The organism is Streptococcus sp. cx1 (assembly GCF_052384325.1).
GTDB classification, from domain to species: Bacteria; Bacillota; Bacilli; order Lactobacillales; family Streptococcaceae; genus Streptococcus; species Streptococcus salivarius_G.
This window is the reverse complement of sequence record NZ_JBQSUN010000004.1, coordinates 114,435-129,524: the sequence shown is the minus strand read 5'-3', so window position 1 is coordinate 129,524 and position 15,090 is coordinate 114,435. Positions and strand designations below refer to the sequence as shown.

General features: G+C 38.9%; 18 protein-coding genes and 1 riboswitch. Of the genes, 2 read left to right on the top strand and 16 right to left on the bottom strand.

Going from position 1 to position 15,090, the window contains the following annotated elements:
- Positions 1-15: 15 nt before the first annotated feature.
- The 6 genes from ACT170_RS06770 to ACT170_RS06745 form a co-directional block, all read right to left on the bottom strand.
- Complete coding sequence (locus ACT170_RS06770) at positions 16-348, bottom strand: DUF805 domain-containing protein (protein ID WP_060972183.1); 333 nt, start codon at positions 346-348, stop codon at positions 16-18.
- 110 nt (positions 349-458) lie between these two features.
- Positions 459-2,555, bottom strand: coding sequence for a peptide cleavage/export ABC transporter (locus tag ACT170_RS06765; protein ID WP_410532572.1), 2,097 nt, complete (start codon positions 2,553-2,555; stop codon positions 459-461).
- Positions 2,556-2,720: 165 nt separating this feature from the next.
- On the bottom strand, positions 2,721-3,620 hold the full coding sequence (locus tag ACT170_RS06760) for a helix-turn-helix transcriptional regulator (RefSeq protein WP_048790671.1): 900 nt from the start codon (positions 3,618-3,620) through the stop codon (positions 2,721-2,723).
- A 177-nt stretch (positions 3,621-3,797) separates the two neighbouring features.
- Positions 3,798-4,448, bottom strand: a complete 651-nt coding sequence (locus tag ACT170_RS06755) for a phosphatase PAP2 family protein (RefSeq protein ID WP_410532570.1) — start codon at positions 4,446-4,448, stop codon at positions 3,798-3,800.
- A 2-nt stretch (positions 4,449-4,450) separates the two neighbouring features.
- Positions 4,451-5,008: an ECF transporter S component gene (locus ACT170_RS06750; RefSeq protein WP_037598980.1), complete on the bottom strand. Its 558-nt coding sequence runs from the start codon at positions 5,006-5,008 to the stop codon at positions 4,451-4,453.
- 81 nt (positions 5,009-5,089) lie between these two features.
- Positions 5,090-5,212: riboswitch (FMN riboswitch) on the bottom strand.
- 106 nt (positions 5,213-5,318) lie between these two features.
- Entirely contained in the window at positions 5,319-5,828 is a 510-nt protein-coding gene (locus ACT170_RS06745) for a tRNA (cytidine(34)-2'-O)-methyltransferase (RefSeq protein ID WP_048790669.1), read from the bottom strand.
- A 277-nt stretch (positions 5,829-6,105) separates the two neighbouring features.
- Between ACT170_RS06745 and trkA the strand changes: the two genes are divergently transcribed.
- Positions 6,106-7,455, top strand: a complete 1,350-nt coding sequence (gene trkA, locus ACT170_RS06740; RefSeq protein WP_021143542.1) for a Trk system potassium transporter TrkA — start codon at positions 6,106-6,108, stop codon at positions 7,453-7,455.
- Between the two features lie 6 nt (positions 7,456-7,461).
- Complete coding sequence (locus ACT170_RS06735) at positions 7,462-8,901, top strand: TrkH family potassium uptake protein (RefSeq protein ID WP_021143541.1); 1,440 nt, start codon at positions 7,462-7,464, stop codon at positions 8,899-8,901.
- A 22-nt stretch (positions 8,902-8,923) separates the two neighbouring features.
- On the opposite strand, the gene yidD is transcribed toward ACT170_RS06735, so the two are convergent.
- The 10 genes from yidD to ACT170_RS06685 form a co-directional block, all read right to left on the bottom strand.
- On the bottom strand, positions 8,924-9,172 hold the full coding sequence (gene yidD, locus ACT170_RS06730; protein WP_002886534.1) for a membrane protein insertion efficiency factor YidD: 249 nt from the start codon (positions 9,170-9,172) through the stop codon (positions 8,924-8,926).
- Positions 9,172-9,897, bottom strand: coding sequence for a pseudouridine synthase (locus ACT170_RS06725; protein ID WP_002883686.1), 726 nt, complete (start codon positions 9,895-9,897; stop codon positions 9,172-9,174). The genes yidD and ACT170_RS06725 overlap by 1 nt, the downstream gene beginning before the upstream one ends.
- Positions 9,898-9,988: 91 nt before the next feature.
- Complete coding sequence (gene scpB, locus ACT170_RS06720; RefSeq protein WP_021143540.1) at positions 9,989-10,570, bottom strand: SMC-Scp complex subunit ScpB; 582 nt, start codon at positions 10,568-10,570, stop codon at positions 9,989-9,991.
- The gene (locus ACT170_RS06715; protein WP_064525555.1) at positions 10,563-11,276 is read right to left on the bottom strand and encodes a segregation/condensation protein A; all 714 of its coding nucleotides are present in this window, start codon (positions 11,274-11,276) and stop codon (positions 10,563-10,565) included. The genes scpB and ACT170_RS06715 overlap by 8 nt, the downstream gene beginning before the upstream one ends.
- The gene (gene xerD / locus ACT170_RS06710) at positions 11,276-12,037 is read right to left on the bottom strand and encodes a site-specific tyrosine recombinase XerD (RefSeq protein WP_021143539.1); all 762 of its coding nucleotides are present in this window, start codon (positions 12,035-12,037) and stop codon (positions 11,276-11,278) included. The genes ACT170_RS06715 and xerD overlap by 1 nt, the downstream gene beginning before the upstream one ends.
- The gene (gene cbpB, locus ACT170_RS06705) at positions 11,991-12,473 is read right to left on the bottom strand and encodes a cyclic-di-AMP-binding protein CbpB (RefSeq protein WP_002883680.1); all 483 of its coding nucleotides are present in this window, start codon (positions 12,471-12,473) and stop codon (positions 11,991-11,993) included. Before cbpB ends, xerD begins: the two co-directional genes overlap by 47 nt.
- Positions 12,470-12,991, bottom strand: coding sequence for a metallophosphoesterase (locus tag ACT170_RS06700; RefSeq protein WP_021143538.1), 522 nt, complete (start codon positions 12,989-12,991; stop codon positions 12,470-12,472). The genes cbpB and ACT170_RS06700 overlap by 4 nt, the downstream gene beginning before the upstream one ends.
- Positions 12,973-13,947 (bottom strand): nucleoside-triphosphate diphosphatase, encoded by a 975-nt coding sequence (locus ACT170_RS06695; RefSeq protein ID WP_444818148.1) that lies wholly within the window; start codon positions 13,945-13,947, stop codon positions 12,973-12,975. Before ACT170_RS06695 ends, ACT170_RS06700 begins: the two co-directional genes overlap by 19 nt.
- The gene (gene racE / locus ACT170_RS06690) at positions 13,940-14,755 is read right to left on the bottom strand and encodes a glutamate racemase (protein ID WP_037598968.1); all 816 of its coding nucleotides are present in this window, start codon (positions 14,753-14,755) and stop codon (positions 13,940-13,942) included. The genes ACT170_RS06695 and racE overlap by 8 nt, the downstream gene beginning before the upstream one ends.
- A gap of 63 nt (positions 14,756-14,818) precedes the next feature.
- The gene (locus ACT170_RS06685) at positions 14,819-15,070 is read right to left on the bottom strand and encodes a YneF family protein (protein ID WP_002883695.1); all 252 of its coding nucleotides are present in this window, start codon (positions 15,068-15,070) and stop codon (positions 14,819-14,821) included.
- Between the last annotated feature and the right edge of the window lie 20 nt (positions 15,071-15,090).

The following is a 15,090-nucleotide window of genomic DNA, read 5'->3' as shown; positions in this document are numbered from 1 at the left end:
CTTTTTATATTGGAATTATTTTGAATCTCTTGTGGGAAAGGCATACATCACCCAAAGAGCTACTGTTAATGGAGTTGCTTTTAATACAATCCAAGCAACATTGAAATTGGCATCACGCAGACGACGAATCTGAATAGAAATTGTAGGAAGCGCCGTTGCTGCTATAAATAGAATGAAAGCTGTCAATGTAAAGCCAGCAGCTCTTGTTTCCCCAAGTAAGTCCATCAGTAGGAAAATCAAACTACCGATAATTCCATTAATCAAGACAACCCACCAATAGTCTGGTCGTTTTGTACGACCATAAAAATCGAGATAGCCTAACCAAAAATTTTTATATGCCTCTAACATGTTTACACCTCTTAATAGTCTGCTACCAGTATACTATATTAATAAGATAGGTGCAAGATGTGAAAATTTAGACTTCTTAAGTTTTCTACATATATAATAGGAAGATTATTTTAAATAAACTGGAATGGATTGAAATTAGGACTGTCTGACTCAATCTGGCCACTCACCATGGTCACTACACGACTGACATGTTGACGTACACTATTGCGGTGAGCAATAAAAATCATTGTTCGTTTAATCTTAGCAAGGTTAGCCATGACCCTGCTTTCAGTATCACTATCGAGACCACTTGTAGCTTCATCAAAAATCAAGATTGGTTGTTTGGACAATAGAGCCCTTGCTATAGCTAATCTTTGTTTTTGACCGCCAGACAGACCTCCATCTTCAGATACTTGGGTCTGAAAGCCTAGTGGCATTTTTTGAATATCCTCTAAGATATCAGCTTGTTGGCAAACTTTAAGAAGTTTTTTCTCGTCAACTTCTCCTTCAAATCCTAATAGCAGATTTTCTAAAATGGTTCCCGTAAACACATAGGTCTGCTGGGGAACGTAAGTCACCATTTGACGCAACTCCGCATGGCTAATAGCATCTTTATCTAGGATTACATGACCACTAGATTTCGTATAATAACCTGACAACATTTTAGCTAAGGTCGTTTTTCCAGATCCACTTTTACCCATGAGGGCGATTTTCTCACCCTTATAAATCGTTAAATCAATCTTACTAAGAGTCTCTTGCTGATAACTAAAACGGTGACTGACTCCTTTAAAAGCAAGTTGTTTAAAAGATAACTCTTTAAGTTTTCCTTTTTCTTCCTTGTCCACAACATAAACTTCTTGAAGACGATTATTGGCGACTTTGGCTTGCTGAATTTTAGATTGGAGATTGATGATATTAATTAAAGGAGTTGTAAAATAATTCAACAACATATTATAGGTAATCAACTGACCTGCAGATAGTTGCCCTTCCATGACCAATTGTGCCCCATACCAGAGGATAAAGACATTAGAAACTAACTGAACCCCTGTCTTTAACCCATCCTGCGTTAATTGCCACTTGGCCTTAGACAAAGACTTCTTCAAATAGTCATGGAATTTCACCTCAATTTCCCGATAGCGTCTTTCCTCAACCCTCAAGGATTTTAAAGTTTCAATACCTCGCAAATCATCAATAACAGCGGTATTAACCTGACTATTTGCCTCCATCAATTGATAATTTTCCTTTTCAAAAAGCTTATAGAATGCCACAATGATTAAAACATAAAGAGGAACTACCGTGAGAGTCATCAAAAAAAGTGACTGATTTTGTACAATAAGAGCCACAGCTAGAGTCATCACAATGGTCACATCTAGGAAAATCGATAAAATCGTTGAAGCTAGAGCATCAATAATAGTGTTAGCATCTCCAAAACGTGACGTGATTTCACCAGTACGACGTGAACTAAAGAAACTAATAGGCAAGAAAAGGACATGCTTGATATAAGGAAGAATGACAGCAATGGACAGGTAATTACCCAATCGATGTAGAAGATAATCTTTGAAAAAAGTAAAAACTTGTTGAGCAAGATAAGAGATACATAAGCCTAGCGAAATCATGGTCAGAAGATTATAGGCCCCCTGAGGAATCAAGCGGTCGATAATAGCTTGCAAATAATAAGAACCAATAATATTAACAAGGGTCACTAGAAAACTCAGCAAGACAATAACTGCAATCAAACCCTTACGACGAAACAAAATTGGTAAAAATGAAAGAAGTCCAGATACATCTTCTTTGTATTTAGTATAGGCTTCTCCTGGAACAAAAAAGAGAGCAACTCCCGTCCACTCTTTGGAAAATTCCTCTAAGGGCATTTTAATGACCTTCTTGCTAGGATCTGGATCACCAATAACAAGCTGCCCCTTGATTTGACCAAACACCGTATAATAATGTTGCAGCCCACCTTCTTTAACCACATGTACAATAAAAGGATAAGATAGGTTTTCTTGTTTAAACAAGTCTAAATCCGCACGAATAGCCTGAGTTTCAAGACCCAACTGCTTGGCCGCTTCCACCAAACCAAGCGCAGAAGTACCTTCACGAGAAGTCTGAGCCAACTCTCGCAAATAAGCTAAACTATAAGATGAACCATAGTGTTTAAGAATCATGGCCAAGGCAGCGACACCACAATCACGCTGATCAACCTGTGAAATATATGGATATTTTGACATGGTGACTCCTTATTAATAATAATTGATAAAGAAAGGTGCTACTGCGATAAGTAATACTAAAAATTTTTTTAAGTTCTTCAAAATTCGACTCCTTAATATTTTTATTAACTATATGATAAACATTTAACCATTAAAAAAGTAGTGACATTTATGTCACCACCATTTCTATAAACCATCTGCTGCTTTCTCTTCCCTAATTTTTTCTTCCAAAACCGAATCTTCTAAAACAGAGGCGAACATTATAGCCTTATCATAATTCTCTGCAGCTTTTTTCTTGTTTTGTTTATGCAGAAGTTCATATTTAGCCTCTAAAATATAGACACCTGGTTTATAACTATGAAACTGTGATTTCTCTATAACAGCCAAAGCTTTATCTACAACTACTAAAAAATCTGAGAAGGACTTATGAAAAATCTTTAAAGCAGCAATAGCCATCAAATCATTAAATAAAGCAATATTGTAGGCATCATCTGTCGGGATTTCCTGTCTCAAGACTCTATCAACAATTCTATCAAAGAGTTTTTTATCATACTGCTTTCTTCCATAAAGATGATAGAGATAATAATCAATAACTAATAAATCATTAGTTGAAAATTTCTTCTTCTTTTTGACCTGTTCGAATAAATCCTCATATATTTCTTCAACCTTGGGACTCTCCTCCCAGCTAGTGAAACTCAGTATATTTTCCAAAATATCTAAAGTTAATAATTCTTCTTCTGGAAGAATATCAAAAAAATTCTCATACACTTCTTCGATAAGTTCCAGTTTTTGTTTCACTCTCTCCTTATCTCCATAGGAAGGATACTTTATTAATCGATTTTTCATCTCATAGTATGTGTCAGGAATCTCAATTCTGTCATGATCCAATAAATCGGTCATATTTTTTCCTAGACGTTTTGCAATATAAGATAATTTATCCAAAGACGGGAGCGACTCCCCTTTTTCAATGCGAATTAACTGACGAACAGTCAATTCCGCACCATCTAAACATAGCACTTCACGTGACATCTGCTGGCGTTCACGCTCAGTTTTGATTCTTATTCCAATGCTGTCTTTTATGTTCAAGAGACACTCCTTTATTTCGAAATTTTAAAAACATTATATCATAATTATAATATAATTAATATACAGTTAATGCATTTTTAACAGAACAATAGTGAAAATAAGCTATTTTTATACATTTTATATAGGAAAGACCTTCCTTTGTATCAAAAAACATGCAGTTCAAAACTACATGTTTTTTTATTTCTGTTTACTTTGGAATCGCCATTCAAAGCGAATGCGGTCATAAGTTGGATAAATCGCATTAAGCAACCCAAAGGCTAAGGTAAAGCCAGCTAAAACATCTGTTGGATAATGAACACCCACATAAATACGCGAAAGTCCAACAAGGAAAATCAGAAGCCCAGTAATAGCATAAACTACTATTTTAGATTCTTTTTTCTCCAAACGCTGAGCAAGGACAATGGCAATTGCTCCAAGAATCATAAAAGTTCCCAAAGAATGACCACTAGGGAAAGAATAACCACTAGCATGCACTAAATGCGTAATTGATGGGCGCTGACGCTGATAAATATACTTCAAACTTACAATCAAGATACTAGCGAGAAGCCCACTGGCTCCCACAAAGATAGCTTCTGATTTATACTGACGTAGATAAAGCAAGATGACTGCTACGATTGCAATAATAGCCTGTACAGGCGTATTCCCAAGCATGGTAATAGTTTTAAAAAAGCGTGTCAATCCTGCTGGTAAGCCTCCTCGAACCCAAGTTTGAATGTTGCTATCAAATCCTGTCAAGGCTTCAGGATAGAACTTAACCATATAACCGAGAGCAACAAATAACAATAAGGCAAAAGAAGCATAAGTATAATGTGTGTGTTTGTGTTTCATATTTATAATTTTACTAGAATAGACTTAAGTGGAGCATAAATCAAAGCAAAGGCTAGCGCAAAAATCAAACCTTCAAGTAAATTGAAAGGTACTACCATAGCGAAAAGGTATTTATAGAGACCTATAAATTGCGCAATATCAAAGTTGGCAAATTTAGCATAGAGTGGTACTGCATAAATATAGTTAAGAATAACCATAACAACTGTAAGCAAGACAGTTCCTACAACAGAACCAAGAATATAATTCTTGCTTGTTTGATTTTTCTTCCAAAAATAGCTTAGGCCCCAAACAAAGACGCCTAGAGCAACAAAATTCATAGGAAGTCCAATCATTGATCCTGGTCCACCATTGTTTAGCAAGAGCTTCAACAATGAACGAAGCAAGAGAACACCAATGGCACTCTTAAAATCAAAGATAACCAAGGCAATAAGAACAGGAAGGATTGAAAAATCAACCTTCAAAAAATCTGCTGCTGGAATCAATGGAAATGAAAAATAAAGCAACAAGAATGAAACTGCGGATAAAATGGCAATGTAAGCCAATTTACGTGTATTTGTCATAAAAAAATTCCTCCAAATTTTAACAATTTGAAAGAAGTTCCCAATGGATTTGCCCATGCCAAAAAAAGCCTACGCAAAAAGACTGGTCTTCTTCCATCCAGACTGTACTGTCGGTTGAGGAATCACACCTCATCAGCTTGCGCTCGCGGACTTATCCAAAGAATCACCGCCGGTCGGGAGTTTCACCCTGCCCTGAAGACCTTTTAAGGATAACATAAAAAAACCTTGGTGACAAGGTTTTCAAATTATGGATTTCTAATCTGTTGATAGTCAATGACTATAATTATTCTTTCAAAACAAAATGAAGTATCTATTTTAATTTATCATGCTGATAACGGTGACTCAGCTCTAGCCCCTCAAATTGTTGCTGGCGAAGCGCTTCGTAAACAATCATACAAACAGTATTGGACACATTTAGACTACGCACATGTTCATCATTCATCGGAATACGAATAGCTTTTTCAGGATGCTCACGCATAAAATCTTCAGGTAGGCCTGTATCCTCACGACCAAACATAAAATAGTGGTCCTCACCATCGGCATAGGCCTCTTCTGAATAAGTCTTTTCCGCAAATTTCGTGACTAAATGCAAACGACCCTCTTGATTTTTAGACATGAAATCTGCCAAATTGTCATAATAAGTGATGTCAAGCTTATCCCAGTAGTCTAAACCTGCACGTTTCATTTTCTTGTCATCAATTGGAAAGCCCATAGGACGGATGATATGAAGAGGGCTATTAGTCGCTGCACAGGTACGTGCAATATTTCCGGTGTTTTGTGGAATACGAGGTTCAAACAAGACAATATGATTACGTGACATCTCAATTCTCCTAGACATAAAAAATACCATGTCGCCCGGAGTCAAGCTCAGCAGACGACATGGTTGTGGACGTTCATTAGCTTAAATCATGACAGGTTAGATTTAAAATAACGAATCTTTGAATATATTTTAGCACTTCTGGTCTAAAAGTCAAGACAATTTAAAGAAAAATTTTACCTTTATTCACTTAAATAGGAATAGTTGATAAAGCTAGCTGAAAAGGGTGATTTTTCCGCTAAAATAGAGTATCATAGTAATGATTATTTGGAGGTAACTCATGCGTATTATTGTCGTAGGTGCCGGTAAGGTCGGTACCGCACTCTGTCGTTCTCTTGTTGAAGAGAAGCACGATGTTATTTTAATTGAAGAAAAGGAAGAGGTCCTCAAACGCCTCAGCAAACGCTATGATGTTATGGGCTTTGCTGGAAATGGAGCTAATTTTAAAATTTTGGAACAAGCCGAAGTTAGCAACTGTGACGTCTTTATCGCGATGACTGATAAAGATGAAGTGAACATGATTTCAGCAGTTCTGGCTAAACAAATGGGTGCCAAAGAAACTATTGTTCGCGTACGTAACCCAGAATACTCTAATGCTTATTTCAAAGACAAGAACTTTCTTGGATTCTCATTAGTAGTTAACCCTGAACTTTTAACAGCTCGCTATATTGCCAATACAGTTGAATTTCCAAACGCCCTATCAGTTGAAACTTTTGCTAATGGACGCGTTATTCTTATGGCATTTAAAGTTACTGAAAATAGCCAATTATCTGGTATGACAATGGAACAATTCCGTAGGAAATTCGGCAATATTCTAGTTTGTACGATTCACCGTCAGGGTGAACTCATCATTCCAGATGGAAATGCTACCATGCAAATTGGGGATAAGATTTATGTCACTGGTAAACGTGTTGATATGGCACTTTTCCACAGTTACATCAAGCCAAAAAGCATCAAAAAACTTTTGTTGATTGGTGCTGGGCGCATCTCCTACTACTTGCTCAATATCTTGAAAAACAATCGTATTAAGGTCAAATTGATTGAGCAAAAAATGGACCGTGCGCAAACCTTTAGTCAGGTCTTCCCTGAAGTTTCTGTTATCTTAGGTGACGGTACTGCTAAAGACCTTCTTCTCGAGGAAAGCGCAGCCAGTTATGATGCCGTAGCTACCCTAACTGGAGTAGATGAGGAAAATATCATTACCTCTATGTTCCTCGAAAGCCTTGGTATTCACAAGAATATTACTAAGGTTAACCGTACTAGTCTCTTAGAGATTATCGATCCACGTGAGACAACAACAATTGTCACTCCTAAGAGTATCGCTGTTGACACTGTAATGCACTTTGTACGCGGGCGTTTTAATGCCAAAGACTCTAGTCTTGATGCCCTTCACCATGTGGCTAATGGTCGTATCGAAACCTTGCAATTCCAAATTAAGGAAAATAACAAAATCGCTGGAAAGAAACTTTCTGAGCTTGAATTTGCTAACGGTGTCCTTATCGCTGCTATTATCCGCAATGGAAAATCTATTTTCCCAACAGGAGAAGACAGGCTCGCTATTGGGGATAAAATCGTGGTTGTTACACTCTTACAAAATATAACTCACATTTACGACTTGTTGAAGAGGTAAGCTGCCATGAATCGATCTATTGTCCGTTTTCTTATTGCCAAGCTCCTACTGATTGAGGCTGCTCTCTTGGTTGTGCCACTTATCGTCGCTCTTATTTATCAAGAAGATGCTAAAGTATTTGCCAGCATCTTGGGTACGATGGGGGTTCTCCTCTTTCTCGGGGTGCTTGGTACTCTCTTTAAACCAAAGAACTACCATATTTACACCAAAGAAGGAATGCTTATTGTAGCCCTCTGTTGGGTGCTCTGGTCTTTCTTTGGAGGATTGCCCTTCGTCTTTGCTGGTCAGATCCCAAGTGTCATTGATGCCTTTTTCGAGATGAGCTCTGGTTTCACAACCTCGGGGGCTACTATTCTCACAGATACTGGAGTACTTACCCACTCCCTACTTTTCTGGCGAAGCTTCGCCCACTTGATTGGAGGGATGGGGGTATTGGTCTTTGCCCTAGCCATCATGAACAACAGTAAAAATGGTCACCATGAGGTTATGCGTGCAGAGGTGCCTGGTCCAGTATTTGGTAAAGTCGTTGCCAAGCTCAAAAATACAGCTCAGATTCTTTACATCATCTATCTGACTATGTTTGTTATTTTTGCTGTTATTCTCTGGCTTTGCGGTATGCCAATCTTTGATAGTATCATCACTGCTATGGGGGGCGCAGGTACTGGGGGATTTGCTGTCTATAATGACTCTATCGCCCACTACCACAGTGATCTGATTACCTATGTGGTTACTGTTGGTACCCTACTCTTTGGGGTTAACTTCAACCTTTATTTCTATATCCTCCTTCGCAAAATCAAGTTTTTCTTCCAAGATGAAGAACTACGTACCTACTTTGCGATTGTGGCTATTTCAACAGGTTTGATTTTCCTCAATATTTTTGGGATCTACCACAATTTGGCTGACTCTTTCAAATACTCATTTTTCGAAGTGTCAACTATCATCACAACAACCGGTTTTGGTCTAACGGATATTACCAAATGGCCACTCTTTTCTCAGTATATCCTACTCCTCCTGATGTTTATCGGGGGATCAGCAGGTTCTACTGCCGGTGGTTTCAAGATTATCCGTGCTATGATTATTGCTAAGATTGCACGAAATCAGACCCTGGCTAGTCTCTATCCTAATCGTATCCTGTCACTTCATATCAATGGAAGTGTTCTCGATAAAGAAACTCAACACAGTGTTCTTAAATATTTAGCTGTATATGTACTCATTATACTAAGTTTAGTCACTGTTTTATCACTGGATAATCAAGACCTCTTGATTGTGACAAGCGCTGCTGCTTCAACCTTTAACAATATTGGACCTTTACTTGGAACGAGTGATAGCTTTGCTATTTTCAGTCCTTTGTCTAAGCTTATCATGGGATTTGCTATGATTGCAGGACGTTTGGAAATTTATCCTTTACTACTCCTCTTCCTGCCAAAAACTTGGTCAAAAACTTAAGCATAGAAAAACTCCTTTGGATTCATTTATCCAAAGGAGTTTTATTACGTTTTAGACTAAAATAATCCGGCACCGGATCATCGCCAGTCTCTGATAAAGGGTGACATCTCAAGATACGGGCAACTCCCATAAGAACTCCCTTTAAACCGTGCATTTCTATGGCTTGGATCATATAAACCGAACAAGTTGGACGAAAACGGCAAGAGGGTGGAAATAGTGGAGAAATCCATCTCTGATAAGCCCTTACTAAGGCAATCAGAAATCTTTTCATTATTTAACCTTATTGACAGCAGCGTTATGAAGCTGACTGATTTCTTTCTTATTCAGACGGCGTGATTCACCTGGGCGAAGCCCTGTTAAATCAAGGGTACCAAAACGCGTACGTGACAACTTATCAACAAGCAAGCCCACTGATTCAAACATTTTCTTAACCTGGTGGTTACGCCCTTCATGAATTGTCAATTCAACAACTGAACGGTTCTTTTCATGGTCTACTTTGATAATATTGTAACGTGCTGGTTTTGTTTTCTTACCATCAATGACCACACCACGAGTCAAAGGACGAAGGTTCTCCTTGGTCGCAATACCTTTGACACGCGCCAAATAAACCTTGTCAATCTCATTACGTGGGTGAATCATCTTATCGGTAAAGTCACCATCATTAGTCAAAATAAGAAGCCCCGTCGTATCCCAGTCAAGACGACCAACAGGATAGATACGTTCCTTAACGTGGGGCATGAGGTCAATCACCGTTTTACGATTTTTCTCATCAGATACCGAAGAAATAACCCCTCGTGGTTTATTAAGAAGATAATAGACCTTCTCTTCATTATAAATTGGGCTACCATTTACCTCTACAATATCACCATTTTTGACAATTGTTGCCAATTCCGTAACGGTCTTACCATTTAGGGTCACACGACCCTCTTTAATCAGTTCCTCAGCCTTACGACGGCTGGCCACACCAGCGTGGGCAATATATTTATTAATTCGCATTCTTTTTCTACAGCTTAAGCTGTATCCTTTCTACCTAGCATCTCTGCTATGTTTCTTTATTTTTAATGATTAGTTTCAACAAGGTTTACTCTTAATTGTCCAAGTCCTCAAGCTCCTCTGAAGCATCTTCCCTAAAGAGACTCGTTTCTTGATCTTCAAGTTCTAGTTGATCAATCGCCACAAGCTCGTCTAAACTGTTAATGCCCATATAGTCTAGGAAATAATCAGTAGTCGCATATAGGTTAGGACGACCGACAGCATCCTTTTTACCAGCCTCTTGAATAAGATCAAAGGCCTGAAGTTTAGCAATAGCGCCACTAGAATTAACACCTCTAATGTCATCGACTTCAGCACGAGTAATGGGCTGTTTATACGCAACTATAGAGAGGACCTCAAGACTCGCTCGTGATAGACTCTGGTTAATAGGCGTTTTAGAATAGTCACGAAGGAGACTTGCAAAATCTGGTTTAGTCACTAACTTATAGGTATTTGATGATTCCAATAAACACAGAGCTGAATCCTCATCTGCCTCGTACTTAGCTTGCAATTTCCCCAAAGACTGAGTCAGACCCGTCACTGGCATTTCCAAAAGCTGTGCCATAGTACGTAGACTAAGACCATCTTCACCAGCCACAAAAAGTAAAGCTTCTAATCGTGCTAAGTGACTACTCATTCGTCCATTCCTTTCTTAGTGTGATTGTGCCAAAAATTGTTTCCTGTTGTACTGATATGCGATGGACCTTAATCAATTCAAGAGTTGCCAAAAAGAGGGTGATTACTTGATTCATATCTTTAGCATCTGTGAAAAGTTCATCCAGATATAGCTCATTTTTTGAGCCAAATGCTTCCTCAATAATCAGCATCATGTCTTCAATTTTATAATCGTCACGCGCAATGGTCGTGTGATTTCGACGAATTTCTTCTTGCTTTTCAGTCATGATTTTTGAAAAAGCCAAGAAAATGTCTTGAATGGTCTTATCCTGATTCAGCGTCACATCTTCATAAACTAATTCAACTTTTGGTTTTGAAAAATACTGAGCTCGCACTTCATGCTGCTTAGCCAACTCTTGACTAGCTGCTTTGAAGCGTGCATATTCTTCCAACTGACTCAAGAGCTCTAGTTCTGGATCATCTGCTTCTGGCTCAGCTTCCACCACTGTCGGCAGAAGCTTACGACTCTTAATCAGCATGAGCTGACTAGCCATAAGCATATATTCCCCAGCAACTTCAAGCTTCATGGCTTGCAAGGTTGCCAAATAAGCCAAGTATTGCTCAATAACCTCAACAATGGGGACATCGTAAATATCTACCTCATACTTAGAAACCAGATGGAGCAACAAATCCAGTGGCCCCTCAAAATCTTTTAACTTAATATCCATTAGATTTTATAGTATTTCTCCAAGGTCACTGGACTTTTTAGTCCCAGTAAACGAGCAAGTTCAAAGGCGCCCGTTCCCTTTTCAATTTGTATAAGAATAAATTGCTGACGCAAGACTTGAGCGGTTACATTCGATAAGCCACAGTCACTAACATAAGTCTGGATTTGCTTATACAGCCATTGTCGAGTATATACCTTACCCAAAAGCAAGCCCTGACTGTTCACATCTTTAATAGCCAACAAATACTGTTTCACATCTGCTTCAAGTCTGAGAACACGCTTAGTGCTTCCCTTGGCCACAGTTACAACACCAAAATCCAAGTCAATATCGGCCCAGTCCAACTCCAAAATCTCTGAAGGTAAGAGCCCCAACTCTAGAATCAGCAGACAAGCCAGCTTACCAACCCCTTCACGCCCCTCATAAAGCGATGAAAGATCCAGTATTCGCAACTTATCCTCCTGAGAAGGTATCGTAACCTTCTCTGATAGTTTGAAAAATTTCTCTAATTCACCCTTTTGATAGAGGTATAGCAAAAATTGATTGACCGCAGAGCGCTTACGCTTTTGTACAGATGGCTTCCATTCCTTCAGTTGGTTTTCATAGAGCTTAAGACTGGTTTGATCAATTTGTCCTGAAATCGATGTTGCAAACTGCTTAAGATCATAAGCATAAGCTTGCTTTGAACTCTCCGAAATGATCTTAGTAGCCAGAAAATCAGTGATCTGAGTTGTCAGTTGTTTTTGGAATGATGATATAGTCATGTGTAAAGTCATGTAAGAGGCTATTAACCGCCTTTAGAATCGATTTTCGTGTGATAATTCCTTTGAAAATACCTTGGCTGTCAACCACAGGAAGGAAAGGATTATTAACTAGCTTATGCATTACCTCATTTAGATTGGCATTATCTTCCACTGTTTCCACGACATCTGATGTCATCGGCCCGATATCACGGTTAACCATCTCCCACTCTTGCAAGTTATGTTCATCTTGATAACGCTTAATATCTGTCAAAGATATGGTCCCAAGATAGTGCTTATCCTTAGTCAAAACGGGAACGCGCGAATAACCATTGCTTGTCAAAAGCAAGACCACATGATCAGCGTTGTGACTATCAATAAAAATAGCAACCTGATCTGATGGAATTAAATAATTATCTAAATGAGCCAACAAAAAATCTTCAAATTCTTTAGCAATCATCGTTCAAATTCCTGTGTAAGTTCTGAATAAAGTTCATGGTCACGTGTGTAATATTCTACACGAATTTTTGCACTGTTTATAATCACCTTAGCATAAAGTTTCTCATGGATAGGCCCACGTGGCTGCGAAACAGAACCTGGGTTGATAAACACTGTCTTACCATTTCGCCAAGCTGCTGCCGCATGCAAGTGGCCATAGAGACAAATATCTGCATCCTCTTGTTGCGCCCAAAGATCTAACTTGTCCCAGGTAAAATTAATGCCATAAAGATGACCATGTGTTTGTGCAATAATCACATCACCAAGTTTAACGACCAAACGTTCTGGATAACCTGAATCATAATCACAGTTACCACGAACCACATGGATACCGTCCCAAACAGGATCACTTGATTCTAACTCAGAATCTCCGTTGTGGAAAATAGCATCTACCTTCCCTTGATAACGATTTTTTATATCTACTATAATATCACGTTCTCCATGGGAGTCGCTCATTACGATTATTGTTTGTTCTGCCATGCTGGGAAGACCTCCATAAGTTTCTTAACAGCTTGTCCACGGTGAGATTGTTCATTTTTCTCTTCTGCAGAAAGCTCTGCTGCCGTTTTACCCGTATTACCAACTAAAAAGAGTGGATCATAACCAAAACCATTGTCACCTTTAGGTTCTCGGCCAATATAACCCTTCCAGTCGGCATCAACAACCAAACTATCACATCCAGGGGCTGCAACAACTAGGGTCGTATGGAAGTTCGCAGTACGTTTGCTATCATCAAGCACCATAGCCAGCTCGTGCAATAATTTAGCATTATTTTCAGCATCCGTAGCATCAGGACCTGCAAAGCGTGCAGACCAAACTCCTGGTAAACCTCCAAGAACATCTACCTGCAAACCAGAGTCATCTGAAAGGACCATTTTACCAGTTAATTCAGAAATGGTTTCCGCCTTCAAGCGTGCATTTTCTTCAAAGGTCATACCCGTTTCGGCAACTTCAGGAAGATCTGGATAATCATTAAGATTCTCTACTTTAATGCCTAGTTTTCCAAATAGTTTACGAAATTCCTTGGTTTTTCCTTCATTGCGTGTCGCAATCAATAGGACATCACCAAAGTCTGATTTATTATCAGAACCAAAGAAATCACTCAAGGTGACACCTTCTCTAGGAACATGCACATAGACAAGCTTATCTCCTTCACTAACTACCAAAGCCCCTTGATGTTGCGTAACAGCTAAGTCACGACCAGTTTCCTCTTTCAAGCAATCCAAAATAAAGGATACTAAGCGAAGGTCTGAAGAATGTTTAGCAATATGTAACTGAAGGCCACTAACAGCCAAAACGTTAGTCAAGGCTTGGAAAAAGTCAACAAATTGCTCATAGGCCTCATCACCACCAAAACAAGTCAAGTGATTGTAGCTTCCTAAACTAGCCAAATACCATTCTTGTTCGTCTTTATATTCAAAAATTGATTTAGTCATTTTCTAACTCCTTGTCCAAATCGACATGTTGGACAGCAACTTCTTCACCCAGCCATTGTTCTGCGATTTCTTTAAAACCTAGCACACTAGCTGTGGTGTAATATTCTTCCGTCTTGTCTTCGACTTCACGGCTGCGATTAATCTCAAAATAATTGAGCAAAACAGAAACATCACGAACTGTTTCCGCTCCGCTATCAATTAGCTTGACACTTGGCCCCATAACATTTTGGATGATGGGACGTAAAAGTGGGTAATGGGTGCAACCCAAAACCAAGGTATCTACCTTACCGACTAAAGGTGCCATGCTCTCATAAACAATCTTTTTAGCCACACTTGAGTTAATTTCATTGGATTCAACAATAGGGGCAAAACGAGGACAAGATAAACTCAAGACATTCATTTGTGGTGCCAAATGCTTAATTTTTTGTTCATAGATGTTAGAGGCAATCGTCATTGGAGTCCCAATGACACCAATATGACCCGATTGGCTAGACTTAATAGCCGCACTAGAACCAGGCAAAACCACACCTAGCACTGGGATATCCAAGGCTCCTTTGATTTCCTCCCAAACTACTGCTGTTGCCGTATTACAGGCAATAACAATCATCTTTACATCTTTGGTCAGAAGGAATTTAACCAACTGCCAGGTATACTCTCTGATTTGTTCTGCCGGTCTAGGACCATACGGTGCCCTAGCAGAGTCACCAATATAAACAATAGACTCGTGAGGCAACTGACGTTTAAGTTCACGTACTACCGTCAGTCCTCCGACACCAGAATCTAAAAATCCTATAGGTCGATTATCCATCTTGCCTCCTTATCCCCTAGGTTACATGTAAAAAGCTGAGATTCACGTCCCAGCTCCCCACCATTATTTTTTCTTTTTCTTGCTATCTGCAAGTGCTTGTTTTTGTTGTTTGATAATTTGGTTATATGTTTGACGCACTTTTGCTTCATTTGGTTTTTGACCCGCAGCTGACATCATGGTACGAACAGCGTCCACATTCAAACGAGGATTTTCAGCCAATTCTTTCTCCATTTGTTTGCGGGCAAAGTATGCGCCTCCATAAAAACCACCCAAAAGGGCTACAAAAACAAGAATAATCCAAAGGACGGTGTTCATAAATTCATTTCTCCTATAAC